29 protein-coding genes are annotated in these 22,810 nt (G+C 67.0%); 12 read left to right on the top strand and 17 right to left on the bottom strand.

Going from position 1 to position 22,810, the window contains the following annotated elements:
- Positions 1-9: 9 nt before the first annotated feature.
- Positions 10-399, bottom strand: coding sequence for a BLUF domain-containing protein (locus tag Q8K49_RS14265; protein ID WP_305306757.1), 390 nt, complete (start codon positions 397-399; stop codon positions 10-12).
- Between the two features lie 141 nt (positions 400-540).
- Between Q8K49_RS14265 and hslV the strand changes: the two genes are divergently transcribed.
- The 5 genes from hslV (at position 541) to mmcB (ending at position 4,057) form a co-directional block, all read left to right on the top strand.
- Positions 541-1,098 (top strand): ATP-dependent protease subunit HslV, encoded by a 558-nt coding sequence (gene hslV, locus Q8K49_RS14260; RefSeq protein ID WP_305306756.1) that lies wholly within the window; start codon positions 541-543, stop codon positions 1,096-1,098.
- Positions 1,099-1,146: 48 nt separating this feature from the next.
- Positions 1,147-1,554 carry a GxxExxY protein gene (locus Q8K49_RS14255; RefSeq protein WP_305306755.1) on the top strand — a complete coding sequence of 136 codons (408 nt, stop codon included), beginning with the start codon at positions 1,147-1,149 and terminating at the stop codon, positions 1,552-1,554.
- Positions 1,555-1,641: 87 nt separating this feature from the next.
- A complete protein-coding gene (gene hslU / locus Q8K49_RS14250; protein ID WP_305306754.1) occupies positions 1,642-2,943 on the top strand; it encodes an ATP-dependent protease ATPase subunit HslU in 1,302 nt (433 codons plus the stop codon).
- A gap of 61 nt (positions 2,944-3,004) precedes the next feature.
- Positions 3,005-3,529 carry a lipocalin family protein gene (locus Q8K49_RS14245; RefSeq protein ID WP_305306753.1) on the top strand — a complete coding sequence of 175 codons (525 nt, stop codon included), beginning with the start codon at positions 3,005-3,007 and terminating at the stop codon, positions 3,527-3,529.
- A 69-nt stretch (positions 3,530-3,598) separates the two neighbouring features.
- Positions 3,599-4,057: a DNA repair putative endonuclease MmcB gene (gene mmcB / locus Q8K49_RS14240; protein WP_305306752.1), complete on the top strand. Its 459-nt coding sequence runs from the start codon at positions 3,599-3,601 to the stop codon at positions 4,055-4,057.
- A 4-nt stretch (positions 4,058-4,061) separates the two neighbouring features.
- On the opposite strand, the gene Q8K49_RS14235 is transcribed toward mmcB, so the two are convergent.
- The 6 genes from Q8K49_RS14235 to rph form a co-directional block, all read right to left on the bottom strand.
- Positions 4,062-4,520, bottom strand: coding sequence for a COG3650 family protein (locus tag Q8K49_RS14235; protein WP_305306751.1), 459 nt, complete (start codon positions 4,518-4,520; stop codon positions 4,062-4,064).
- 64 nt (positions 4,521-4,584) lie between these two features.
- Positions 4,585-5,544 (bottom strand): magnesium transporter CorA family protein, encoded by a 960-nt coding sequence (locus tag Q8K49_RS14230; RefSeq protein ID WP_305306750.1) that lies wholly within the window; start codon positions 5,542-5,544, stop codon positions 4,585-4,587.
- Positions 5,545-5,571: 27 nt separating this feature from the next.
- Entirely contained in the window at positions 5,572-6,096 is a 525-nt protein-coding gene (locus Q8K49_RS14225) for a CHAP domain-containing protein (RefSeq protein WP_305306749.1), read from the bottom strand.
- A 37-nt stretch (positions 6,097-6,133) separates the two neighbouring features.
- Positions 6,134-7,276: an acyltransferase gene (locus Q8K49_RS14220; RefSeq protein WP_305306748.1), complete on the bottom strand. Its 1,143-nt coding sequence runs from the start codon at positions 7,274-7,276 to the stop codon at positions 6,134-6,136.
- Positions 7,277-7,334: 58 nt separating this feature from the next.
- A complete protein-coding gene (locus tag Q8K49_RS14215) occupies positions 7,335-7,700 on the bottom strand; it encodes a hypothetical protein (RefSeq protein WP_305306747.1) in 366 nt (121 codons plus the stop codon).
- 74 nt (positions 7,701-7,774) lie between these two features.
- Positions 7,775-8,500, bottom strand: a complete 726-nt coding sequence (rph, locus tag Q8K49_RS14210) for a ribonuclease PH (RefSeq protein WP_305306746.1) — start codon at positions 8,498-8,500, stop codon at positions 7,775-7,777.
- A 57-nt stretch (positions 8,501-8,557) separates the two neighbouring features.
- Here rph and hrcA point away from each other — a divergent pair, with 57 nt between their 5' ends.
- Together hrcA and grpE are read left to right on the top strand one after the other, a co-directional pair.
- The gene (gene hrcA, locus Q8K49_RS14205) at positions 8,558-9,652 is read left to right on the top strand and encodes a heat-inducible transcriptional repressor HrcA (protein ID WP_370867785.1); all 1,095 of its coding nucleotides are present in this window, start codon (positions 8,558-8,560) and stop codon (positions 9,650-9,652) included.
- Positions 9,653-9,705: 53 nt separating this feature from the next.
- On the top strand, positions 9,706-10,275 hold the full coding sequence (grpE, locus tag Q8K49_RS14200) for a nucleotide exchange factor GrpE (protein ID WP_370867786.1): 570 nt from the start codon (positions 9,706-9,708) through the stop codon (positions 10,273-10,275).
- Positions 10,276-10,411: 136 nt separating this feature from the next.
- Here grpE and Q8K49_RS14195 read toward each other — a convergent pair whose 3' ends face one another.
- The 3 genes from Q8K49_RS14195 to Q8K49_RS14185 all read right to left on the bottom strand — a co-directional run bounded on the left by Q8K49_RS14195 (position 10,412) and on the right by Q8K49_RS14185 (position 12,547).
- A complete protein-coding gene (locus Q8K49_RS14195) occupies positions 10,412-11,314 on the bottom strand; it encodes a dienelactone hydrolase family protein (protein ID WP_305306744.1) in 903 nt (300 codons plus the stop codon).
- A gap of 57 nt (positions 11,315-11,371) precedes the next feature.
- On the bottom strand, positions 11,372-12,007 hold the full coding sequence (locus tag Q8K49_RS14190; RefSeq protein ID WP_305306743.1) for an alpha-ketoglutarate-dependent dioxygenase AlkB: 636 nt from the start codon (positions 12,005-12,007) through the stop codon (positions 11,372-11,374).
- Between the two features lie 144 nt (positions 12,008-12,151).
- Positions 12,152-12,547, bottom strand: a complete 396-nt coding sequence (locus tag Q8K49_RS14185; RefSeq protein WP_305306742.1) for a hypothetical protein — start codon at positions 12,545-12,547, stop codon at positions 12,152-12,154.
- Positions 12,548-12,851: 304 nt separating this feature from the next.
- Here Q8K49_RS14185 and dnaK point away from each other — a divergent pair, with 304 nt between their 5' ends.
- From dnaK to dapB, 3 genes are all read left to right on the top strand, one after another.
- Positions 12,852-14,765 carry a molecular chaperone DnaK gene (gene dnaK, locus Q8K49_RS14180; RefSeq protein ID WP_305306741.1) on the top strand — a complete coding sequence of 638 codons (1,914 nt, stop codon included), beginning with the start codon at positions 12,852-12,854 and terminating at the stop codon, positions 14,763-14,765.
- Between the two features lie 226 nt (positions 14,766-14,991).
- A complete protein-coding gene (gene dnaJ / locus Q8K49_RS14175; RefSeq protein ID WP_305306740.1) occupies positions 14,992-16,173 on the top strand; it encodes a molecular chaperone DnaJ in 1,182 nt (393 codons plus the stop codon).
- A gap of 217 nt (positions 16,174-16,390) precedes the next feature.
- On the top strand, positions 16,391-17,140 hold the full coding sequence (gene dapB, locus Q8K49_RS14170) for a 4-hydroxy-tetrahydrodipicolinate reductase (protein ID WP_305306739.1): 750 nt from the start codon (positions 16,391-16,393) through the stop codon (positions 17,138-17,140).
- 194 nt (positions 17,141-17,334) lie between these two features.
- Here the strand turns inward: dapB and Q8K49_RS14165 are convergent, their stop codons facing one another.
- The 3 genes from Q8K49_RS14165 to coaBC all read right to left on the bottom strand — a co-directional run bounded on the left by Q8K49_RS14165 (position 17,335) and on the right by coaBC (position 19,461).
- On the bottom strand, positions 17,335-17,697 hold the full coding sequence (locus Q8K49_RS14165; RefSeq protein WP_305306738.1) for a hypothetical protein: 363 nt from the start codon (positions 17,695-17,697) through the stop codon (positions 17,335-17,337).
- A gap of 74 nt (positions 17,698-17,771) precedes the next feature.
- Positions 17,772-18,221, bottom strand: coding sequence for a dUTP diphosphatase (dut, locus tag Q8K49_RS14160; RefSeq protein WP_305306737.1), 450 nt, complete (start codon positions 18,219-18,221; stop codon positions 17,772-17,774).
- 13 nt (positions 18,222-18,234) lie between these two features.
- Positions 18,235-19,461 (bottom strand): bifunctional phosphopantothenoylcysteine decarboxylase/phosphopantothenate--cysteine ligase CoaBC, encoded by a 1,227-nt coding sequence (gene coaBC / locus Q8K49_RS14155; RefSeq protein ID WP_305306736.1) that lies wholly within the window; start codon positions 19,459-19,461, stop codon positions 18,235-18,237.
- 132 nt (positions 19,462-19,593) lie between these two features.
- On the opposite strand from coaBC, the gene Q8K49_RS14150 reads away from it, so the two are divergent.
- Positions 19,594-20,490 (top strand): IS1595 family transposase, encoded by an 897-nt coding sequence (locus Q8K49_RS14150; RefSeq protein ID WP_305306735.1) that lies wholly within the window; start codon positions 19,594-19,596, stop codon positions 20,488-20,490.
- Positions 20,491-20,522: 32 nt separating this feature from the next.
- Here Q8K49_RS14150 and Q8K49_RS14145 read toward each other — a convergent pair whose 3' ends face one another.
- The 3 genes from Q8K49_RS14145 to Q8K49_RS14135 all read right to left on the bottom strand — a co-directional run bounded on the left by Q8K49_RS14145 (position 20,523) and on the right by Q8K49_RS14135 (position 21,593).
- Positions 20,523-20,648: a hypothetical protein gene (locus Q8K49_RS14145; protein ID WP_305306734.1), complete on the bottom strand. Its 126-nt coding sequence runs from the start codon at positions 20,646-20,648 to the stop codon at positions 20,523-20,525.
- Positions 20,645-21,025: a hypothetical protein gene (locus Q8K49_RS14140; protein WP_305306733.1), complete on the bottom strand. Its 381-nt coding sequence runs from the start codon at positions 21,023-21,025 to the stop codon at positions 20,645-20,647. The genes Q8K49_RS14145 and Q8K49_RS14140 overlap by 4 nt, the downstream gene beginning before the upstream one ends.
- 166 nt (positions 21,026-21,191) lie before the next feature.
- The gene (locus Q8K49_RS14135) at positions 21,192-21,593 is read right to left on the bottom strand and encodes a hypothetical protein (protein WP_305306732.1); all 402 of its coding nucleotides are present in this window, start codon (positions 21,591-21,593) and stop codon (positions 21,192-21,194) included.
- A gap of 124 nt (positions 21,594-21,717) precedes the next feature.
- Here Q8K49_RS14135 and Q8K49_RS14130 point away from each other — a divergent pair, with 124 nt between their 5' ends.
- Positions 21,718-22,233 carry an S-type pyocin family protein gene (locus Q8K49_RS14130; RefSeq protein ID WP_305306731.1) on the top strand — a complete coding sequence of 172 codons (516 nt, stop codon included), beginning with the start codon at positions 21,718-21,720 and terminating at the stop codon, positions 22,231-22,233.
- A 34-nt stretch (positions 22,234-22,267) separates the two neighbouring features.
- Here the strand turns inward: Q8K49_RS14130 and Q8K49_RS14125 are convergent, their stop codons facing one another.
- Positions 22,268-22,684: a helix-turn-helix domain-containing protein gene (locus Q8K49_RS14125; RefSeq protein ID WP_305306730.1), complete on the bottom strand. Its 417-nt coding sequence runs from the start codon at positions 22,682-22,684 to the stop codon at positions 22,268-22,270.
- Positions 22,685-22,810: the final 126 nt, after the last annotated feature.

Here is a 22,810-nt window from a genome sequence, read left to right as displayed (position 1 = left end):
CATCAGGCCTCAGGCAGCCTTGCGGATGTCGAGCATGGCCTCAGCCTCGTTGGCGGTGACCCGGGAAATACAGGCCAGGCCGATGCGCTGCAGCAGGGTGGCGGGATCGCCGCACAACTCCATCGGCTGGGCCAGCAGGCCCGCCGTGATCGGCATGTCCGAAAGAACCCGCACGCCGGTGTGACGCGGATCGGTCAGAATCCGGCGCATCAGCCGGTCGAGGTCGGCCCGCCGGCCTTCCAGCACCTGGAGGATGTGGCCCCCGTGGAACATCAGGCAGCCGGAGATGTGGTCCCGACGGTTGTTGCGCTCGGACACGCCCAGAATTTGGGCGATCGACAGGGTCGACGCGCCCGTCGCTCCAACCGCTTCGCTGGCATAGATCACGCGATGAAGCACGACGCTTCCCTTTGATGGCAGAATGTGGGGTATGGTTTGTCGATGTAATGCGTTACATCGGCCAGAATGTGTCCAGGCGTCGCCGTTGATTTCGCTTAGTTTCCGCTTGCCGGGCCGCAATTCGGTCTCCATCTGCAACGGATGACGAATGCGAACCCGAACTTCCCCGACTGGCACGGCACCACCATCCTGGCGGTGCGCAAGAACGGCCGGACGGTCATCGCCGGCGACGGTCAGGTCTCCATGGGTCCGACCATCGTCAAGGGCGCCGCCCGCAAGGTGCGGGTGCTGGCCGGGGGCAAGGTGCTGGCCGGCTTCGCCGGGGCGACGGCCGACGCCTTCACGCTGATCGAGCGGCTGGAAGCCAAGCTGGAACAGTACCCCGACCAACTGGCGCGCGCCTGCGTCGATCTGGCCAAGGACTGGCGTACCGACCGCTATCTACGCCGGCTGGAAGCCATGCTGCTGGTCGCGGACAAGAGCGCGATATTCACCGTCACCGGCGTCGGCGACGTGCTGGAGCCCGAACATGGCGTGGCCGCCGTCGGCTCTGGCGGCAATTTCGCCCTGTCGGCGGCCCGGGCCCTCATCGACCATACCGACATGGACGCCGAACAGATCGCCCGTCGCGCCATGGCGATCGCCGCTGATATCTGTGTGTATACGAACGGCAATCTGACGGTTGAGACGCTGGAATAGTTGCGGCTTTGGCCGACGACGGCTGGTTCATCACAAAGAACACCAAGGATGCACGAAGGACACGAAGAGACCGCGCCCTTGCCGGGGAGCACCGAGCGTATCGGCCGGGCAGTTCTGAACGCCGCTTTCGCGGTTCATAAGGCGCTGGGTCCGGGACTGCTCGAATCCGTCTATGAAACCTGCCTTGCAGAGGAGCTCCAGCAGGCTGGCCTCAAGGTCGAACGTCAGGTGGGCGTGCCCGTCGCCTACGGCCAAGTTCGCATGGAAGTCGGCTATCGCCTCGATCTCTTGGTCGAAGAGGCTGTGGTGATTGAAGTCAAATCGATCGACGCCTTGGCGTCGATCCATACGGCCCAGGTTCTGACCTACCTCCGCTTCTCCGGAGTGCGTTTGGGCTACCTGATCAATTTCAACACTGTATTGCTCAAGAGCGGCCTTCGTCGCCTCGTGCTCTGACCCCTTCGTGTCCTTAGTGTCCCCCTTGGTGTCCTTCGTGATGAACCAGCCCTCCCGGAGCCCGGCCCTCCGCCCTATCTCAACCCCATGACCGACCTTTCCCCTCGCGAAATCGTCTCCGAACTCGACCGCTTCATCGTCGGCCAGGACGACGCCAAGCGCGCCGTGGCCGTGGCCCTGAGGAACCGCTGGCGGCGCAAGCGGGTGCCGGACGACCTGCGCGACGAGGTCACGCCCAAGAACATCCTGATGATCGGCCCCACCGGCGTCGGCAAGACCGAGATCGCCCGGCGGCTGGCGAAGCTGGCCGGTTCGCCCTTCCTAAAGATCGAGGCGACCAAATTCACCGAGGTCGGCTATGTCGGCCGCGACGTGGATTCGATCATGCGCGATCTGGTCGAGGCGGCCCTGGTCATGGTGCGCGACAAGCGGCGGAGCGGGGTCAAGGCCAAGGCGGAAGCGGCGGCCGAGGAGCGGATACTCGACGCCTTGGTCGGTCCCGGCTCCCAGCCGGCCACCCGCGACAGCTTCCGCAAGAAGCTGCGGTCGGGGGAGATGGACGACAAGGAGATCGAGCTCCAGCTGGCCGACACAGCCTCGCCGATGCATGGGCTGGACATCCCCGGCGGCGGCAATGTCGGCATGATCAATCTGTCGGAGATGCTGGGCAAGCTGGGCGGCGGACGGACGAAGACCGTCAAGTTACGGGTCCAGGACGCCCAAACGCCCCTGATCACCGAAGAGAGCGACAGGCTGCTGGATCAGGAAAGCCTGACCACCGAAGCCCTGATGCTGGCCGAGAACGAGGGCATCGTCTTCATCGACGAGATCGACAAGGTCGCCGGCCGGTCGGATCGCTCGGGCGGCGACGTCAGCCGCGAGGGCGTTCAACGCGACCTGCTGCCATTGATCGAAGGCACGACTGTCTCGACTAAATATGGGCCGGTGAAGTCGGACCATGTGCTGTTCATCGCCTCGGGCGCGTTTCATGTGGCCAAGCCCTCGGACCTGCTGCCCGAGCTGCAGGGGCGTCTGCCGATCCGGGTCGAGCTGAAGGCTCTGACCCGAGACGATTTCGTGCGCATCCTGACCGAGCCCGAGGCGAACCTGATCCGCCAGAACCAGGCGCTATTGGCCACCGAGGATGTGACCCTGACCTTCACGCCGGACGCGGTCGAGGCCTTGGCCGACGCAGCCGTGGCGGCCAATGGCGCGGTCGAGAACATCGGCGCGCGGCGGCTGGTGACGGTGATCGAGCGGGTGCTGGAGGAAACCAGTTTCAAGGCCTCGGACCTGGCCGGCCAGACCGTCGCCTTCGACGGCGATCGCGTACGGGATCTGGTCGCCGAGCTGGCGCGCGACGCCGATCTGAGCCGGTTTATTCTCTGAAAAGGCAACCTCACGGCGGGTTCTGACGTATCTTGGCGAGACGCCGACCCGAGGACGCCCGATGAATCCGATCCGACCCGCTCTTATCGCCACCGCCCTGATGTCTGTCGCCGTGCCCGCTATGGCCCAGTCGCGCGATGTGGTGCTGGACCAGTTCGACGGTCGCTGGTTCGAGATATCGCGCAGTCCAAACGACGCCCAGAAAGATTGCCGCCGGGCCCAGATCGACTTCAATCCACAGGACCGGCCGAACCGCTATTCCATCACCGTCACCTGCACCCGCCGCGCGGACGGCGTAGTCGAGACCTTGCGAGCCAATGCCCGCGTCACCGATCCGGGGACCAACGCCCGGTTCCGCTTCACCCTGACGGGCCTGCTCGGCGTGGGCGGTCTGGCGGGGCAGAACTATTGGGTCTGGGACCATGCGCCCGACTACAGCTGGGCCATCATGGCTCTCCCGAACAAGTCCGACTGGTGGGTCTGGCACCGCAGCCAGAGCCCGTCCGAAGCCGAGCGCACCCGTCTGCTCGCCCGCGCCCGCGCCCTGGGCTTCAACACAGGCGCGGTGGTGCATACGGGCCGATAGGCGCGAGCGACCACTTGCGGAGACCCCCCGCGGCTTGAAATCGGAACATATGCCGAACATAAAGGCGGCATGGCCGCCGCCCTGCTCCAGATCGACCTTGTCTTCAGCCGGTCGCAAACGACGCTGGCGGTGACGCGCGGCGCGGCGCGGCTGATGGTCGACCTCGGCTATGCGCCGCTGCTTGAGGTCTGCCTGCCCAATGGTCGCCGCGCCGATGTCATGGCGCTGGGCCCGCGCGGGGACATCGTCATCTGCGAGGTCAAGTCAGGCGCGGAGGACTATCGGGTCGATCGCAAATGGGGCGAGTACGGACCGTTCTGCGACGCCTTCTATTTCGCCGTCGCGCCCGAGTTTCCCAGCAACATATTGCCTGACGAGCCCGGATTAATCGTCGCCGACGGATTCGGCGGGGCGGTGTTGCGTGATGCGCCCACCTCACCCTTGGCTCCGGCGCGGCGCAAGGCTCTGACTATCGCCCTCGCCCGGCTGGGGGCGATGCGGACCTTGCGGGATCCGGCGGCGGGCTGAGGCCCTATTCGACGACCGGGCGGCTTTCGCCGGTAGACATGACGGCGGCGGACGAGGCGGCGCAGCCGGTCAGTTCCTGATCACCGATTTTGACCATGGCCGTCAGCGGATAGGTCCGGTCGCTCATGCCGTCGGAGCACTCCGTCGCGACAAGGGTGACGCTCAGGTCGGTCCCGTCGGCGGTTTCCGCCTCCCAGGTCGCTGTCGTGCCCCGGACCACCGGATTGGGCTGGGGGGCGCGCTGCCCGGGCGGTTCGGGGGTCGTATAGACCATCTCCGTCCCGGTCAGTTCGACGCTCCAGAACGGCTCGGTTCCGAGGGCGCGGACCGGCTGGGCCAGATCGACCCCGCCGAGCACAGGCGCCGGCTCGGGCGCCTCAGGCGGTGGCGCGGGTTCTTCGGCCGGCGAACACGCGGCGAGGGCAACGGCGAGGGCGGCGAGGGCGGCGAATGCGGAACGCATGGGGACTCCGGGGTTGGCGCCAGAAAGCGCGGAGGCGGGTCGGGGGTCAAGCCCGTCGCAGGCCTTAAAGCCAGCCTTGGCGCTTGAACCAGGCCAGCGGGACCATGACCGACACCACCATGGCGACCAGGGCGACCGGATAGCCCCACGGCTGGGACAGTTCGGGCATGAATTCGAAATTCATGCCGTAGATGGAGGCGATCAGGGTCGGCGGGAGCAGGGCGACGGCCGCGACGGAGAAGATCTTGATGATCGACGACTGCTCGATGTTGATCAGGCCCAGCGCCGCCGAGAGCTGGAAATTGATCGAGGCCGCGACCGAGTGGTTGTGCGCCATCAGGCTTTCAGCGTCGCGACTGAGCGACCGCAGATGGGCACGGGCGTCATCCGTGTCGGCCCGCTCGTCCACGCCGATAAAGGCGAAGATGCGTGACAGGCCGGCGAGGCTCTGTTCGATGCGGGCGTTGGCCATCTGGGCCTGGCCCAGCTGGGTGATCAGTTTGTCGAACCCCACCGCCTTCTTGCCGGAAAAGACGTGGCCGGCGATGGCTTCGACGCGCGAGACGTTCCTGGACAGGATGTCCGAGGCTCGGTCGATCACCGCCTCCATCAGGTTCAGGAACATGTCCGTCCCGGACGCGCAGAGGGCGGGCTCCCGCTCCAGCTTGTCGATCAGCAGGGCGAAGGGTTTTGGGTCAGCGTAGCGAATGGTCACCAGAGGACCGTCGGTCAGGACAAACGTGACCGGTTCGACCCCCGGAAGCGGGTCGTCGCCATGGGTGATGATGTCGGCGGTGGCGTAGGTGGCGCCGTTCTCGCGATAGATCCGGCTGGAGGCCTCCAGCTCGGCCATCTCCTCGCGCGTCGGAATGGACAGTCCCAGCGCTTTTTCGACGGCGATGTCTTCCCCGCGCGTCGGTTCGATCAGATCAATCCAGATCGCGTCCGGCGGGAGCGCCCAGTCCGAAACATCAACCGTGGACGGCTCGCAAGCCGTGCAGCCGGAACGATAGACGCGGATCATGCGAGGACCCCGACCAGGGCCTGTCGGTCAGGGCTGGCCGTTGGAGGCCGGCGCCGCGGCCATGAGCACGCCGTCGGACGGCAGCGTCGGGGCTTTGTAGATGAAGCCGTAGGTCGGATAGACGGACGTGCCGAGGTCATGAATCGGGTTGTACCAGACCTTGACCGCAGTCCAATCGCCGTCATGCGAGACATCGACGACCGTCACGTTTTCCTCGACCCGGCCGCGAGAACCGCCCCAGTTGGCGTGGGTCACGCGGATGACGCGGTCGGTCAGAATTTCGGAGACAACGGAGACGTGGCCGCGCGTCATGCGGCCGCTGGGCTGAAAGGCGAGCACCGAACCGGTCTCGGGCCGGCCGCCGGTGCGGAACCGGCCCTCGGCTTGACGCCACCACGTCAGGGCGTCGCCGAAGATGTTGATGCCCGAGAACATGCGGGCGAAGGTCACGCACTGCCAGTAAGGCTCATCGGCCTTCGCGGCGGGCGCATAGCCCAGCGCAGAAAATCCGAGGGTCGCTGCAACCACAGCGGCTGTGAGCCGTTTCATCATGCTGACGTAGGTCCCGACCTGTTTCAGTCCGCTAGCCTTAGACGATAGTTTCCGAGGGTTGAAGAACCCTTTCAGGCGAGTCCGTGCGCGCTTTCGCCGCGGCTGAGTGGCCTGTGCGCCGTTTTGCGATCCCTCTCAAAGCCTTGCGGGCCGGGCGTTCGACGAGGTGGTAGGTGATCATGGCCGCGACGGGAATCGCCGCCACCAGCGCCAACCACACAATGATGTGAAACCGCTTGTCGTCCGCCCCGGTCAGGCGCGCGGCGACATTGGTGGTCAGCAGCAGGACGGGCGCGCAGACCATGTAGATCGAATAGCTGATCTCGCCGAGATAGACCCCGGCCTTCGAGCCCAGAACGCCCGCGCGGGTGTTGTCCAGGGAACCGAGGCCGAGGATCAGTCCGCCTGCGGCAAGCACGGTGATTGCGTCCCACAGGCCGAGAGAGGCGCTGGCCAACACGGCCGCGCCGCTGATGAGGGCAACCGGGCCGGCGAAGGGCACGCCGCCGCGGCGATGGATGAGATAGAGCACGCAACCGAGGGCGAAGCAGGGAACGATCCGCAGCGCGCCCCAGCGGAAGGTGGCCTCGGTCAGGGAATAGCCGGCCAGCGGCTCGAAGGCGGCGTAGAGGCCGAGCGCGAAGGCCGCGGCCAGCGCCGTCGCCAGCACCGGGCGGTCACGCAGCCGCCAGGCGACGAAGGCGAAGGCGGGGAAGCTGAGATAGGCCGCCCATTCGGCCGAGATCGACCAGGACGGATGGTTGAAGGCCGAGCTGGGGGCCAGCCCCCAGGCGTGGGTCAGGGTCAGATTGGCCGGCAGGGCCCGCCAGTCGGTCAGGCTGCCGTCGATGCTCAGACCGGCGACGCCGGCGGCGAGCCCCAGGCCGATCATGCCGAACAGGGTGACCAGATGCAGGGGATAGACCCGCGCCAGCCGCGCCCACAGGAAACCGCCGTAGCTGAACCGCTTCTCGCCCGCCGCCTCGAGATAGACGTGGCTGAGGATGAAGCCCGACAGGATGAAGAAGGTCTCGACGCCCAGATAGCCCTTGGTCACCGCCACGGGGACGAAGCCGACATCCAGATGGGGCCAGGCGGTGTAGAGCACCACCCACAGGGCCGCGAGGAACCGCAGGGTGGTGAGGGCGCGGAGATCGGGGGGCGTCGGAACCGGCGTCATGGCCCGCAGACTAGCGGTCGGGGGTACAGGAACCGTTAAACGGCGTCCGGGACGGGCGTCAGGCCGCGCATTCCGAGGGTTTCGCCTCGCCGGGCGCATACATTTCGCAGGACCGGTCGATCTCGCCCTGGATCATCTCGCAGGGGTTGGCGACGTTGCACGGCGGGCGGGTGGCGGGGCTGACCGCGATGCACCGATCCACAAGCCGCTGCGCCGCCTCGGCCCCGATGTCGTTCAAACAGGAGACCGGCGCGCCTACGGGCGTCATGGCCACGGCAGGATCGACCTCCTCCTGCGGCGGCGCATCGGCGGGCATTTCAGGGGCCGCCGCGGCAGCGGGCTCATCCGCCGGCGCTTCAGCGGGGCGTTCACAACCGGCGACCAACGCGGTCACGGCCAGAAGGGCGATTACGGTCCGGCGCATGGGCATTCCGATCGGTCGCGAGAAGCGGCAGCATAGGCACGGTTCGCCTCGCTACGGAAGCATCAGCGCCCGGATCAGCGGCCCAGAGCGGCCCGCTGCAGGGCGAACAGTTCGGCGCACCCCCCCTCCGCCAGCTGGAACAGGCGGTCGAATTCGGCGCGGGAGAAGCCGCGCTTCTCGCCCGTGGCCTGGATTTCGACGATCGCGCCCGCGCCGGTCAGGACGAAGTTTGAATCGGCCTCGGCGTTGGAGTCCTCCTCATAGTCGAGGTCCAGCACCGGTTGGTCGTTGCAGACGCCGCACGACACCGCCGCGACCTGGTCGAGAATCGGGTCGCTCCTGAGCACGCCCTCGGCGCGCAGATAGTCGAAGGCCGAGGCCATCGCGACCCAGGCCCCGGTGATCGCGGCCGTGCGCGTGCCGCCGTCGGCCTGGATGACGTCGCAGTCCAGCACCACCTGACGCTCGCCCAGCGCTTTCAGATCGACCACGGCGCGCAACGACCGGCCGATCAGTCGCTGGATTTCCTGGGTCCGGCCGCTCTGTTTGCCGGCGGCGGCCTCGCGGCGGCCGCGGGTGTGGGTGGCGCGGGGCAGCATGCCGTATTCGGCCGTGACCCAGCCCGCGCCCTTGCCGCGCATCCAGCCGGGGACGTTTTCCTCGACCGAGGCCGTCACCAGCACCTTGGTATGGCCGAAGGTGACGAGGCACGAGCCCTCGGCGTAGCGGTTGACGCCGGTTTCCAGCGTCACCGCGCGGAGCTGTTCGGGGGTGCGGCCGGAGGGACGGGGGGTGGTCATGCGCGATTTCCTCGGATGCCGCTTGGACGGGGCGGCGGCGCTGCTTATCCTGAAACCGTGAGCCTGTATGCCCCCAACCCTTCGCCGTTCGGCGGCAGCGCCGCTGGCCTCGCCGCGCTGGACGAGCGAGCGCGCGACATCTTTCGTCGGATCGTCGAGAGCTATCTGCAGACCGGAGAGCCCGTGGGGTCGCGCACCCTGTCGCAAACCGGTATCGCCCTGTCCCCGGCCTCGATCCGAAACACCATGCAGGATCTGACCATGGCGGGACTGCTGGGGTCGCCTCACACCTCGGCGGGCCGGATCCCCACCCATGCGGGCCTGCGCCTGTTCGTCGACGGCCTGCTGGAGATCGGCGATGTCGGGGCGGAAGAGCGGCGCGAGATCGACGCGAGGCTGGCCGGGCGCGGGCGCAGTTTCGACGAGGCGTTGAACGAGGCCTCCAGCCTGCTGTCAGGCCTGGCCGGCGGCGCCAGCATCGTCGCCAGCCCGATCCGAGAGGCCGGGGTCAAGCATGTGGAGTTCGTCGCCCTCGGCCACAATCAGGCGCTGGCCGTGCTGGTCGGCGACGACGGCTCGGTCGAGAACCGGCTGATGCCGCTGAAGGCGGGGGTGACGCCCTCGACCCTGACCGAGGCCTCCAACTTCCTCAACGCCCGGCTCAAGGGCCGGCCCCTGCACGAGGCGCGCACCGAGATGCGCACCGAACTGGACGCCGCCCGCCGCGAGCTGGACGCCGCCGCCGCCCGGCTGGTCGAGGACGGCATGGCCGCATGGTCCGGCGGGGCCGAGCGCGAGCGGTCGCTGATCGTACGCGGCCGGGCCAATCTGTTGCACGACCGCGAGACGGCCGAGGATCTGGAAAAGGTCCGCATCCTGTTCGACGACCTTGAGCAGAAGGAACAGCTGATCGGCCTGCTGGACGGGGTCTCGACGGCGCAAGGGGTGCGCATCTTTATCGGGGCGGAGACACGGTTGTTTTCGCTTTCGGGTTCCGCCGTGATCGCGGCGCCCTATATGACGGGCCGACAGCGGGTTCTGGGCGCCATCGGCGTGATCGGACCCGCGCGACTGAACTATGCCCGTATCATCCCGTTGGTGGACTACACCGCCCGGGTGCTGGGCCGGATACTGGACGGACAAGAGACTTGAGCGACATACAGAACGACTTTGACGATGAAGCCGAAGCCAACGCCGAGGCCGGTCTGGATTCACACCCGGGCGATGACGACGACGGCATGGGCCCGATCGACGCCCTGATCGCCGAGCGCGACCAGTGGAAGGACCGCGCCCTGCGCGCCGTGGCCGAGGCCGAGAATACGAAGAAGCGCGCGGAGACCCAGTCCAACGACGCCCGCGCCTACGCCATCCAGCGCTTCGCCCGCGACCTGCTGGGCGTCGCGGACAATCTGGAGCGGGCGCTTCAGGCCGCCCCGAAGGACGCCGACGCCGGTGAGGCCGGCCTGGTCACGGGGCTGGAGCTGACGCAGAAATCGCTGCTCCACGCATTTGAGAGCAATAATCTCAAGCGCGTCGCACCCGAGCCGGGCGAGGCCTTTGACCCGCACCTGCATCAGGCCATGATGGAACAGGTGTCTGACAGCGTGCAGGGCGGTCAGGTGATCCAGACGCTGCAGGCCGGCTACGCCCTGTTCGGCCGCACGGTGCGTCCGGCCATGGTGGTGGTCGCGGCCAAGGGCTCCGGCGCGGCGGCGGGCAATGCGGCCTATGTCGCAGCCGGCGCCACCGGCGGGAATTTCGACCAGAAGGCGTAGTCGTCTCCTCCCCATCGCAGATGGGGAGGGGGACCGCGTAGCGGTGGAGGGGCGAAGCGGCCGCCGCCAACCCCTCCGTCTCGCCGGCTACGCCGTCGAGCCACCTCCCCATTGCTTCGCAACAGGGAGGAGACAGTCAACGCAGCCGCGCCTCGAAGAACCTCAGCAGCCGGCCCCAGCCGTCGGCCGCGTCGGCGGCGCGGTAGCTGTCGCGATAGTCGGCATGGAAGGCGTGCGGGGCGTCTGGATAGACGTGGATGCCGCTGTCGGTCTGGCCGGCGCGTTGCAGGGCCTCCCGCATGGCCTCGACGCTGGGCATGGGGATGCCGCGGTCCTGACCACCGTACAGGCCCAGAACCGGACATTTCAGGTCGGCGGCCAGATCGACCGGCCATGGCTGGCCCGCGGTCGCCTGTTCCGGCGTGGCGGTGGGCGAAGGCGCCAGCCGACCGTACCATGCCACCCCGGCGTCCAGCGCGGCGAAACGGGCGCAAGCCTGCCACACCACCTTGCCGCCCCAGCAGAAGCCGGTGATCCCGACCTTGTCGGAATTGGCCCAAAGCTGCTGGCTGACCCAGTCCAGGCTCGCCGAGACATCGCCCATGACCTGCTCATAGTTGGCGGCGCCGACGATCTCCTGCACCCGGGACATGTCCGACAGTCCCGCCGGATCCTCGACCCTGTTGAAAAACGACGGGGCGACCGCCGCATAGCCCGCCTTGGCCAACCGCCGGCAGAGGTCGCGGATATATTCGTGGACGCCGAAAATCTCGGAGGCGACCACCACCACCGGCCACGGGCCGTCGCCGGTGGGCCGCACGGCAAAGATCGGCAGGGCGAAGCCGTCCGGGGCCGGGATGGTCGTCTGCTCCAGGGTCAGGCCGTCATCGTCCGTGGTGATGGGCGCAGCCTGCCGCGCCAGGGCCGCCGGGGCGTAGCCGGCGAAGGCCAGCCCGCCGACCACACCGGTCGCCAGAGCGCGGCGGCTGAAGCGGAAATCGTCGGCCTCGGGTCCGTCGGGACGGATCAGGTTCGGCATCGAGCGGCTCCGGTCTTGGGAGGCGGAAGACTGGCCGCGCCTGCGCCCGCCGTCGAGTCACGTTTGCCGTGAAGCTGGACCGGCCTTTCGAAGCGTCAGATTGATCCGGCCACCGCCAGGAACCAGGGTCGAGGAACCCGCGACCACCCGGTCGATCCCGTGGCGCGCCAGCCGCGCCGGACCAGTCAGGGCGCAGACATCGCCCGAGGCCAGCCGCACTGTCCGCGTCGGCCCGCCAGCGGCCGCGCCGATCCGGAACACCGCCGCATCGCCGAGGGAGACCGACAGGACGGGCGCGCTGTGATCGAACTCGTCGAGGTCCTGGTGCATTCCCATCTTCGCCTGGTCCCGATAGCGGTTAACCAGACAGGCGTCGGGCGGCTCCGGCCAGCCGGTCAGGTCGCGCCAAAGGTTGGTCAGTCGCTCCGGCATGGGCGGCCATGGCGCGCCGGTCGCCGGGTGGGTCGGCTGGTAGCGGTACCCGGCCCGGTCCGAGACCCAGCCCAGAGGCCCCAGGCTGGTCATCTCCACCGAAAACGGCCGCCCGCCCGGCGTCACGGGGCGGTAGAAAGGCGCCCGTTCCACGGCGGCCAGCACCTCAGCCAGCAGATCCGCCTGTTCCGACGCGGAAAGGGCTCCCGGCCAGAACCGGAAGCCCTCCATTCCCGTATCGATCTCGTGCGCGGAAGCCATCGCCCAAGGTAGGCGCGGTCTCTGGAGCGCTCAAGCAGCGGGCGACCGCGTTTCCTCCCCACGCGAGCGTGGGGAGGGGACCGCGAAGCGGTGGAGGGGTCCGGTCGCCATGCGCCCTGGCGGGCGAGCGTTAGCGCCCCAAAATCAACGCGTGTAGTAGTAGTCGGCGATCTGGCAGACGTTGATGTTGAAGCGCGTCAGCACCTGACCGTTGGTGAACTCGGCTTTGAAGTCATACAGGCAGGTGCCCGAGCCGTCGTCGATGTTCATCATGATGCTGTTGCCGGCGGCCAGGGTGCCGCGGCCCAGCATGTCTTCCTCCCATGACGTGACGCGCGAGTCGGAGGCGTAGAAGCGCAGCATGGTCCAGCCGGTGTTGTTGTGGATGCGCACCCGGCGGTTCAGGCCGTCGCGGGACTGGACCGGCGCCGAAACGGCGGCCTTGTCGGCGGCGACCACGGGCTCGGCGGCGGCGACGGATGCGGCGCCCAGGGCCGCAATGATCAGTGCGGCGCGAGCGATGGTCTTGAAGGTGTTCACGTCAGTATCTCCCAGCGGCCGGACCTTCATCGGTGCGGCGATGACGGCGTTATGTCATCTCCCGACCGGGGCTGCATCTGACGGACCCTGATTGCTGAATCGTCCCTCAAGGCCGTTTGGGGCTTGCGGCAGGGGGGGTGTTTCCCATATCGGCCTCAACCGCCGTAAATCCCCGCAGTTCGTGGGGCTTTGGGGCCGGAACCGTACCAACCGACCAAAGACCCTGACACCAGGGGCGGTCACGCGCGGCGCTTCGCTTTAAAAGGCCGCCGCATCGCCCGCTGAAATGGAGTGAAAGACCACTATGGCCAAGATCATCGGCATCGACCTGGGCACCACCAACTCGTGCGTGGCCGTCATGGAGGGCAAGACCCCCAAGGTCATCGAGAACGCCGAGGGCAATCGCACCACGCCCTCCGTCATCGCCATCCAGGACGGCGGCGAGACCCTGGTGGGTCAGCCGGCGCGCCGTCAGGCCGTGACCAACCCGACCAACACCTTCTTCGCCATCAAGCGCCTGATCGGCCGCTCGTTCGACGACCCCGTGGTCGCCAAGGACAAGAAGATGGTGCCCTACGAGATCGTCAAGGGCCCGACCGGCGACGCCTGGGTGCGCGCCAACGGCAAGGACTATTCGCCCCAGCAGATTTCGGCCTTCACCCTCGGCAAGATGAAGGAGGCCGCTGAGGCCTACCTCGGCGAGACCGTGACCCAGGCCGTCATCACCGTGCCGGCCTATTTCAACGACGCCCAGCGTCAGGCGACCAAGGACGCCGGCAAGATCGCCGGCCTGGAAGTCCTGCGCATCATCAACGAGCCGACCGCGGCCGCCCTCGCCTATGGCCTGGACAAGAACGATGGTCAGAAGATCGCCGTCTATGACCTCGGCGGCGGCACCTTCGACGTCTCGATCCTGGAGATCGGCGACGGCGTGTTCGAGGTCAAGTCGACCAACGGCGACACCTTCCTGGGCGGCGAGGACTTCGACCTGCGTCTGGTCGACTATCTGGCCGACGAGTTCAAGAAGGAGCAGGGCGTCGATCTGCGCTCCGACAAACTGGCCCTGCAGCGTCTGAAGGAAGAGGCCGAAAAGGCCAAGAAGGAACTGTCCTCGGTCGCCCAGTACGAGGTCAATCTGCCGTTCATCACCATGAACGCCTCGGGCCCGCTGCACCTGAACATCAAGCTGTCGCGCGCCAAGCTGGAGGCCCTCGTCGAAGACCTGGTCCAGCGCACCATCGAGCCCTGCGCCAAGGCGCTGAAGGACGCGGGCCTGAAGGCCTCGGACATCGACGAGGTGGTGCTGGTCGGCGGCATGACCCGCATGCCGATGGTCCAGGAGGCCGTGAAGAAATTCTTCGGCAAGGAGCCGCACAAGGGCGTCAACCCTGATGAGGTCGTGGCGCTGGGCGCCGCCGTTCAGGCCGGCGTGTTGCAAGGCGACGTCAAGGACGTGCTGCTGCTGGACGTGACGCCGCTGACCCTGGGCATCGAGACCCTCGGCGGCGTCTTCACCCCGCTGATCGAACGCAACACCACCATCCCGACCAAGAAGAGCCAGGTCTTTTCGACTGCCGACGACAATCAGTCGGCCGTGACGATCCGGGTCTTCCAGGGCGAACGGCCGATGGCGGCCGACAACAAGGTGCTGGGCCAGTTCGACCTGATGGGCATTCCGCCCTCGCCGCGCGGCATGCCGCAGATCGAGGTCGCCTTCGACATCGACGCCAACGGGATCGTCCATGTGACCGCCAAGGACAAGGCGACCAACAAGGAACAGTCGATCCGCATTCAGGCCAACGGCGGCCTGTCGGACGCGGATATCGACAAGATGGTCAAGGAAGCCGAGGCCAACGCGGCGTCCGACAAGGCCAGGAAGGAAATGGTCGAGGCGGTCAACGCCGCCGACAGCCTGATCCATTCGACCGAAAAGGCCTTGGCCGAGCACGGCGACAAGGTCGGGGCCGACGAGAAGGCCGCGATCGAGACCGCCCTGGCAGAGCTGAAGACGGCGAAGGACGGCACAGACCCGGAAGACATCCGGACGAAGACCAACACCCTGGTCCAGGCTTCGATGAAGCTGGGCGAGGCGATGTACGCCCAGGCCCAGGGTTCGGGTGAAGGCGACGACGCCACAGCCACCGCCGACGACGGCGTGGTCGACGCCGAGTTCGAGGAAGTCTCGCCCGACGACGACGAGAAGAAGAAGAGCGCCTGAGCACCGTCTCCTCCCCGTCCGCGCTTGCGGATGGGGAGGGGGACCGCGAAGCGGTGGAGGGGCTGCCTGCCTCGGGCTCTGTCGTTCATGGAACGGAAAGAGCCCCTCCACCACGCTGCGCGCGGTCCCCCTCCCCGTTGCTTCGCAACAGGGAGGCGACAAACTTGCATCATCCCCCCGGGCGCCCATGTCAGACGGGTCGGCAGGGTAAGAGGACGAACGCCGGATGGCGACGCGTGACTATTACGAAATCCTCGGGGTCGAGCGGGTCATCGACGCCGCCGGCCTGAAGGCCGCCTATCGCAAGCTGGCGATGCAGCACCACCCTGACCGCAACGGCGGGTGCGACGACTCCATGGCCCGCTTCAAGGAGATTTCCGAGGCCTATTCCGTGCTGTCGGACGACCAGAAACGGGCCGCCTATGACCGGTTCGGCCATGCGGGCGTCGGCGGCGGCGGGTTCGGCGGACAGGGTCAGGGCTTCACCGACGTCAATGACATCTTCTCCCAGGTCTTCGGCGACGCATTCGGGGACGTCTTCGGCGGACGACAAGGCGGGGGCGCGCGCCAGCACGGCCCGCGCCGCGGCTCGGACCTGCGCTACGACCTCGAGATCACCCTGGAGCAGGCCTACAAGGGCTCCGACGTCGAGATCGCCGTCCCGACCACCGCCGCCTGCGAGACCTGCGAGGGCTCCGGAGCCCGCAAGGGCGCCAAGGCCGCCACCTGCACCACCTGCCAGGGTGCCGGCCGCGTACGGTCGGCCAACGGCTTCTTCCAGGTCGAGCGGACCTGCCCCCATTGCGGCGGCGCGGGCACCCGCCTGCCGGCCTCGGACGCCTGCACCACCTGCGCCGGCCACGGTCAGGTGCGCCGGAACCGCAAGCTGCAGCTCAAGATCCCGGCCGGAGTCGACGACGGCTCGCGCATCCGCCTGTCGGGCGAGGGCGACGCCGGTACGCGCGGCGGCCCGCGTGGCGACCTCTATGTCTTCATCTCGGTCACGCCCCACGAACTGTTCGAGCGCGACAACCTCGACCTGCTGGTCACCGTGCCTGTGCCCATGACCACGGCGGCCCTCGGCGGGGAGATCGACGCCCCCTGCCTGACCTCCGAAGCCTGCGACGGCCGCTGCCGGGCCCCCGTCAGCGTCCCCGCGGGGGCCCAGACCGGCAAGACCGTGCGCATCAAGGGCAAGGGCATGCCGCATCTGAACGGCAAGAACCGCGGCGATCTGGTTGTCGAACTGTTCGTCGAGACGCCGACCGAGCTGACCGCCCATCAGAAGGAACTGCTTCAGGAACTGGCCGCCTCACTGGGCGAGAGCCAGACCCCGCGCAACTCGTCCTTCGCCGGCAAGGCCAAACGCTTCTGGGCCGACATCGTGGGCTCCGAAACGCCGCAGTAGGACCACCCACCCCTTCTCCGTCATCCTCGGGCTTGACCCGAGGGCCGGAACGTCCGGTGCGCGACGCCTGTTTCGGCCCTGATTTTTCGAGGCCGCCCCGCCCGTTCTGCGGGCCCGCATCTGATCCTCGGGTCAAGCCCGAGGATGACGGAGCGGTGTTGGGATGACGGTCCGGCAGAAACCCTTCACAATGGCTGCGAACTGACAGGGGTCTGAGTTGAGCGCCATCTTCCACGCCGGCATTTCCGGCGCGCGCGGCCGAATGGGCCGAGCCGTCTCGGCGGTTCTGGACGCCCGCGAGGACGTGGTCGTGGCCGTCCGGTTCGACCGCGGCGAGACGCCCGACCTGTCGCTGTGCGACGTGATCATCGACTTCTCGACCCCCGACGCCTCGGTCGAGCTGGCGCAGACCTGCGCCGAACGCGGCGGCCCCGCCCTGGTGATCGGCTCGACCGGCCTGACGCCGGAGCAGGACGCAGAAATCCTCAAGGCGGGGGAGAAGATCGCCATCGTCCGTAGCGGAAACTTCTCGCTGGGCGTCAACATATTGATCGGACTGGTGGAACACGCAGCCCAGCGGCTGGACGCGGCCGACTGGGACATCGAGGTGCTGGAGAACCACCACCGCAGGAAGGCCGATGCGCCGTCGGGCACCGCCCTGATGCTGGGCGAGGCCGCCGCCAGTGGCCGTGACGTCGATCTGGCCGATGTCCGGACCGCGCCGTACAACGGCATCACCGGCGAGCGGGAGGTCGGCAAGATCGGCTTCGCCTCGCTGCGGGCCGGCGGCGTGATCGGCGAGCACACCGTCCTGTTCGCCTCCGAGGACGAGACCCTGACGCTCAGCCATTCGGCTATCGACCGGTCGCTGTTCGCCCGCGGCGCCGTGGCCGCCGCCGCCTGGGTCCGCAGCCGCAAGCCCGGCCTCTACGACATGCAGGACGTGCTGGGATTCCGGCAGGCATAGGCCTTGGCAGGCTCACCGCCTGCCGGAGGGCGCTACGTTCGCGACGCGGTCGCCCACTACTTGAGCGCAGACTCCAGATTTTTCCGGCACGCCTGCGCGAAGCGCCAGGCCGCGTCGGGTCGGGTCGGGTCGGGTCGGGAGGTCCCGAAGGGCCGACGACCGCGGCCCAACAAGATGCTGAGAACCTTTGGTCCTCAGTGCGCGTGTTTGCGGTGGCCGTGGCCGCCCGTGAACAGCGACTTGATGAAGAACATCACCGCGATCACCACGGCAAAGCCGAGGAACAGCGCCAGCACGGTCATCCAGAAGCCCAGCGTCAGCAGGGGCGGCATCACAAAGGCGCCGCCGTCGAGCATCGGGCGCAGCAGACCGACCAGAATGAAGACAAAGGCGGCCCCCAGCGACGTGGCCCACAGCCGGCTCCAGGCGGGCATCATGAACGTCGCGATCACCGCGATGATCAGGCCGGTGACCTGATTGATGGTGTCGAACCCGCCCTGGGCGAGGCCAAACACGCCGGTCAGAAACGCACCGATCGAATCGAACAAGGACTCCATTACGCCAACCTCCTGGATGCGGCCCAAGCTTGGCCGGACACAAGATTAACGCAGGTTGGCGAGAATGGCTCCGCTTATCGTCCGGTCGAGCCGAATCCGCCAGCGCCGCGCGCGGTCTCGTCCAGCGCCGTGACCTCGATCATGGCCGCCTGTTCGTGCCGGGCAATGACCATCTGGGCGATGCGTTCGCCGCGTCGGATGACAAACGGCTCCTGTCCGTGGTTGATCAGGATGACGCCGACCTCGCCGCGGTAGTCGCTGTCGATCGTGCCGGGCGAATTCAGGCAGGTCAGGCCGTGTTTCAGCGCCAGCCCCGAGCGCGGCCGGACCTGCGCCTCGAATCCGGGCTCCAGCGCGATCTTCAGCCCCGTGGGCACCAGCACCCGGGCGCCGGGCGCCAAGGTCACCGGTGCGTTCTCCGGGACTGCCGCCCGCAGGTCCATGCCGGCCGAGCCGCCGGTCTCATAGGCCGGCAGGGGCAGGCCCTCGGCATGGGGCAGGCGTTCGACGCGGACGGTGGTCATGCGGGCGAGGCTTTCAGGCTTTGAAATGATCGGCGATCCGGGCCGCGAGCTTCCGCGCCACCTCGGCCTTGGACTGACGCGGCCAGGTTTCGGCCGAACCGTCGCGGGTGAACAGGGTGACCGTATTGCCGTCGGCGCCGAAGACGTCGTCTGAGACGTCATTGCCCACGATCCAGTCGCAGCCCTTGCGCGACAGCTTGCTGCGCGCGTTGGCCTCGAGGTCCGTGGTTTCGGCCGCGAAACCGACCACCAGTTTCGGCCGCTTCTTTCCCGGGGCGGAAATGCCCGCGAGGATGTCCGGGTTCTCGATCAGGGCCAGGGATGGCGGACCGCCGGGCGCCTTCTTGATCTTGCCCGAGGCGACGCCGTCGACACGCCAATCGGCGACCGCGGCGCTCATGACGGCAATATCCGCGGGCAGGGCCGCCATCACCGCCGCCCGCATCTCGCGCGCCGTCTCGACCCACAGGCGGTCGACGCCGACCGGCGCGGCCAGGGCCACAGGACCGGACACCAACGTCACCCGCGCCCCCAGCCGGGCCAAGGCCTCGGCGATAGCGTAGCCCTGTTTGCCGCTGGAGCGATTGGTCAGACCGCGCACCGGGTCGATCGGCTCAAACGTCGGTCCGGCGGTGACCACGGCCCGTCGTCCCGCCAGCGGCCGTCCATCGGGACCGGCCAGCAGGTCTTCGATGGCGGTCAGGATCGCCGCGGCTTCCGCCATCCGGCCGGGGCCGAACTCGCCGCAGGCCATTTCGCCCTCGTCCGGCCCGACCACCGCGACGCCATGGAAGCCGGTGAAGGCCTGGAGCCGCGCCATGTTCGCTTGCACCGCCGGGTGCAACCACATCCGCACATTCATGGCCGGAGCCAGAAGCACCCGCTTGTCAGTGGCCAGCAGCGTCGTCGAAGCCAGGTCGTCAGCCAGACCGTTGGCCGCCTTGGCGATCAACCCCGCCGTCGCCGGCGCCACGACCACCAGATCGGCCCAGCGCGACAGTTCGATATGGCCCATGGCCGTCTCGTCATCGGGCAGGAACAGTTCACTGCGCACCGGATGGGCGGTCAGGGCGGCCAGGGACAGGGGTGTGACGAAGGCAGCGCCGGCTTCTGTCAGGATCGCCCGTACCTCGGCCCCGGCCTTCTTCAGCAGCCTCACCAACTCCAACGCCTTGTAGGCGGCGATGCCGCCGCCGACGATCAGCAGGATTTTGCGTCCGGACAGCGGGGCCGTGGTCATGCCGCTGATCTAGCGATGCGGCCGGGCGGCGTCGAGAGGAACCGGGCCAAACAAGAACATTGCACGAACACATGACCTGTGGGGGATGTATCCCCTCTAGACATGTAGAGCCGGATGTGGCATATTGGGTCCATGGAAACGACCCGCACCCCTAAAGGCCCGACCCTCCGCCAGTTTCAGGCGCGGTTCCCCACGGAAGACAGCTGCCTTGAGCATCTGAAGCTGGTTCGCTACGGGGCCAAACACACCTGCGCCAAGTGCGAGCGGGAGGCCCGCTATTACCGCGTGAAGGCCCGCCGTTCGTATGAGTGCGAGCATTGCGGCTATCAGGTCTATCCGACCGCCGGGACGCCCTTCCAGAAGACCCGGACGAGCCTCCGCGACTGGTTCTATGTGATGTTCCTCTTCACCTCGACCCGGAACGGCGTGGCGGCGAAGCGTGTCCAGCGCGAGATCGGCGTGACGTACAAAACGGCTTGGCGCATGTGCAAGCTGGTTCGCCAGTACATGGGCTATGTGGACGGCGACGACGCTATCGGCGGCTTTGACGGCCAGCCGGTCGAGGTTGACCACGGCTTCATCGGTGGCCGTGCGGACTCCGACGACAAGCTGGACAACAAGAAGGTCGTTCTCGGCATGATCGAGCGCCGTGGCAGCGTCATCGCCCGCCACCTGCCCCAGCGCCGTCTGGCGGCGATTTCCGCCACGCTGCGCGCCAGCCTCAAGCCGGGAACCCATGTCGTGTCAGACGCCGAAGTGTCGTTCTCTTCCGTCCTGCGTATGGGCCAAGGTCACCAGCACACCACGATCAAGCGCAGCGCCGGGGAGTTGAAGGTCAACGGCCAGACCACGGGTCACGTCGAGGGCTTCTGGAACCTCGTGAAGCGCGGCATCAATGGCACCTATATCTCGGTCAGCCAGAAGCACATGCAGACGTACCTCAACGAGTTTGAGTTCCGCTACAACCTGCGCCGGTCGCCGCACATGATGTTCGACCTGCTGCTGCTGTCGTTCCCGAGAGGCGCGTGAGAGACAAGCGCGAGGGCTGGCTGATCGCGGCGCTAGTCGCCGTCGTCCTCGCGCAGATCGTCCTCACTCTCTGGCTGTTCCTTCGGTGAAACGTCCAGCGGGGGCTTCTTGACCATCGCGTCCAGCAGACGGTCAAAGCGTTCGTCGGGGTCTGTCATCGTGCCGGAGCCGGGGTTGGTGCCACAGGCTGCGGGATTTGCACAACGATCGGCGAAGCGGCGGACGGCTGCGGTGCGTCCGGCTTAATCCAAGCCAGACCACCAATGATGCCGCCCACGATCAATGCGACTCCGGCCACAGCCACCACCGTCCAATGATTCCGCCAATCTCGCAGGTCGCTCTTGGTGGGCATCTCAGACAGCACGGAAAGGGATTTCAAAACTTGGTCCTGGCCCTTGGCCAAGGCCTCGATGTCTCTCCGAACCACCTCGATCTTGCCCTCCAAGCCGTTGTGGTCGGCGCGCACCCGTTCGGCGGCTACTTCGAGCTTCGCGTCGATCTCGACCCTCGAATATGTGCTTGTGGGTTCGCTCATGATCGGTGCCCGTTGCACAGGTATATGGGGGCCGCTGGCCTTCGTGTCGAATGAAGAGGTGGGGTTAACACCCGAAACGGGCTGCACGGGGGTGCTCTGAATCCATGTTGATCCAGCCATAGCCCCAGCAACCGCAATGCGGCCAATGAATGACTTCTCCATGCGGTTACGGCGCGGCTAGGCCAGCTGCGGCAATTTTCGCCTCTACAATCTCGCTGGGCAGCAACAGCTTGGCTTGGGCGATCAACGCCAAGCCCAGATCCAGGGCAATGTCCGGGTTGAATCGCACACCGCCGATATCGGTGGCTTGTGACTCGCCCTGATAGCTTGGGGGGAGACCCTCGATCATGCCAGTTGATGCATCGACGCGAACAACCTCTATGGTCTGAGTCAGATAGCGGACACGAATAGACAGGAACGTTACCTGTACCTGCGGAAAAGGCAGAGGCAACACAGCGACAAGCGTGTTGTCCGCCTGCGCAAAAAACCGATCGTCCGCCGTTACGACATCGGACGTGTGTCGTGATCCCGCGACGAGCCCGTCCGGTATCAAGTTCTCTTGCGTCACGACTGCTCTCCCTCGCAAGCCGCAACTTATACGAACGGCCCATCACCGCGTTACATGTCCATAGGGGATACATCCCACCTGTGGTTATCTTGTGCTCGGCACATTTCAACCAAAGGAGAGTTTCGTGATAGCCAACAAGGGTTCGATTTGGCTGGCTGCGGCGTTGCTGGGGCTGGCCGGGTGTGGCAACGGCGGCTCGGCCGTCGAGACGCGCGAGCGCGCGGCTGAGGGATCCGAGGCGACGCTGACCGCCGCGACCGGCGCCCCGGCTGAGGCCGGCGATGCCGCTCCGGGGAAGGCCCGGCCCGCGCTGACCGCCAATCGGCGCGAAACCGTCGACGCCAAGATCGCCCGGCTGTTCGAGCGCAACGGGGCCGACTTCGGCGCGGCTACGGCACAGGACTATCTGACAAAGGTCCGGGCCTTCACGTCGCGTCCGCCCGTCGGGACGGACCGGGCCGAGCGCCCGAATGGCGATGTGCTGCTGTACCAGGCTTCGACCAACACCTTTGCGGTGGTGTCGCGGGACGGCGTACCCAAGACCATGTTCAAGCCGCGCGACGGGGCTGCCTACTGGGCGGAACAGAAGGACGCCGCGCCGAATTTCGGCCGGCGGCGCACGGGATCGTCGGAGGAGTAGAAGGACCAGAGACCGGCCGCGCCGGACGGGGCGGTCAGTCCTGGTCCTGTTCCTTGCGGTCGGCCATGTCGCGGATCAACTCCAGCGCCAGTTTCTGCTGGCGGGTGGACAGCTGGGGCGCCAGACGGCTGATTTCGATGGTGTAGCGCGTGGCCGGAAAGTCGTGCTCGAAGGCGGCGCCGCCCTCGGCCATGCCGGCGATCTGGGCGCCGGTCAGACCCTCAAAGAAATAGCCGATGTCGACCTTGAAGAAGCGCGCGATGTCCCAGAGCTTGGAGGCTGAGACACGGTTGGCGCCCTTCTCGTATTTCTGGATCTGCTGAAAGGTCAGACCCAGGGCGCGACCGAGGTCGCTTTGATTGTAGCCGAGCGCCAGGCGCTTCTCGCATACACGCCGCCCAACATGCCGGTCCACCGGATGAGGACCATCCTCGCCCTTGCCTCTCGCCATCGTCCGTTCGTCCTTCGGTTGCTCCGCAATGCCTGAATGCGCTCGCGATTCGTCCCTGTCATTAAAAATTGCAAAAACAACGCCGCACCGTCCAGCCCCGGTTGAGTAACCGGATTTCCTGCTCTC

This window comes from Brevundimonas sp. (assembly GCF_030682035.1).
Lineage (GTDB): Bacteria > Pseudomonadota > Alphaproteobacteria > Caulobacterales > Caulobacteraceae > Brevundimonas.
Note: the sequence above shows the minus strand (reverse complement) of the source record. Positions and strands in the feature narration are given on the sequence as shown.

Bases quoted from the DNA above. Each gene is read 5' to 3' on its own strand.
- Q8K49_RS14220 (WP_305306748.1), bottom strand. From the start codon at position 7,276: ATGACGCCGGTTCCGACGCCCCCCGATCTCCGCGCCCTCACCACCCTG.
- Q8K49_RS14145 (WP_305306734.1), bottom strand. From the start codon at position 20,648: ATGACAGACCCCGACGAACGCTTTGACCGTCTGCTGGACGCGATGGTC.
- mmcB (WP_305306752.1), top strand. From the start codon at position 3,599: ATGGCCGCCGCCCTGCTCCAGATCGACCTTGTCTTCAGCCGGTCGCAA.
- Q8K49_RS14255 (WP_305306755.1), top strand. From the start codon at position 1,147: ATGCACGAAGGACACGAAGAGACCGCGCCCTTGCCGGGGAGCACCGAG.
- Q8K49_RS14215 (WP_305306747.1), bottom strand. From the start codon at position 7,700: ATGCGCCGGACCGTAATCGCCCTTCTGGCCGTGACCGCGTTGGTCGCC.
- hslU (WP_305306754.1), top strand. From the start codon at position 1,642: ATGACCGACCTTTCCCCTCGCGAAATCGTCTCCGAACTCGACCGCTTC.
- Q8K49_RS14230 (WP_305306750.1), bottom strand. From the start codon at position 5,544: ATGATCCGCGTCTATCGTTCCGGCTGCACGGCTTGCGAGCCGTCCACG.
- dut (WP_305306737.1), bottom strand. From the start codon at position 18,221: ATGACCACCGTCCGCGTCGAACGCCTGCCCCATGCCGAGGGCCTGCCC.
- dnaJ (WP_305306740.1), top strand. From the start codon at position 14,992: ATGGCGACGCGTGACTATTACGAAATCCTCGGGGTCGAGCGGGTCATC.
- Q8K49_RS14165 (WP_305306738.1), bottom strand. From the start codon at position 17,697: ATGGAGTCCTTGTTCGATTCGATCGGTGCGTTTCTGACCGGCGTGTTT.
- hslV (WP_305306756.1), top strand. From the start codon at position 541: ATGACGAATGCGAACCCGAACTTCCCCGACTGGCACGGCACCACCATC.
- Q8K49_RS14245 (WP_305306753.1), top strand. From the start codon at position 3,005: ATGAATCCGATCCGACCCGCTCTTATCGCCACCGCCCTGATGTCTGTC.
- Q8K49_RS14190 (WP_305306743.1), bottom strand. From the start codon at position 12,007: ATGGCTTCCGCGCACGAGATCGATACGGGAATGGAGGGCTTCCGGTTC.
- dnaK (WP_305306741.1), top strand. From the start codon at position 12,852: ATGGCCAAGATCATCGGCATCGACCTGGGCACCACCAACTCGTGCGTG.
- coaBC (WP_305306736.1), bottom strand. From the start codon at position 19,461: ATGACCACGGCCCCGCTGTCCGGACGCAAAATCCTGCTGATCGTCGGC.
- Q8K49_RS14140 (WP_305306733.1), bottom strand. From the start codon at position 21,025: ATGAGCGAACCCACAAGCACATATTCGAGGGTCGAGATCGACGCGAAG.
- Q8K49_RS14235 (WP_305306751.1), bottom strand. From the start codon at position 4,520: ATGCGTTCCGCATTCGCCGCCCTCGCCGCCCTCGCCGTTGCCCTCGCC.
- rph (WP_305306746.1), bottom strand. From the start codon at position 8,500: ATGACCACCCCCCGTCCCTCCGGCCGCACCCCCGAACAGCTCCGCGCG.
- Q8K49_RS14195 (WP_305306744.1), bottom strand. From the start codon at position 11,314: ATGCCGAACCTGATCCGTCCCGACGGACCCGAGGCCGACGATTTCCGC.
- Q8K49_RS14150 (WP_305306735.1), top strand. From the start codon at position 19,594: ATGGAAACGACCCGCACCCCTAAAGGCCCGACCCTCCGCCAGTTTCAG.
- Q8K49_RS14225 (WP_305306749.1), bottom strand. From the start codon at position 6,096: ATGATGAAACGGCTCACAGCCGCTGTGGTTGCAGCGACCCTCGGATTT.
- Q8K49_RS14125 (WP_305306730.1), bottom strand. From the start codon at position 22,684: ATGGCGAGAGGCAAGGGCGAGGATGGTCCTCATCCGGTGGACCGGCAT.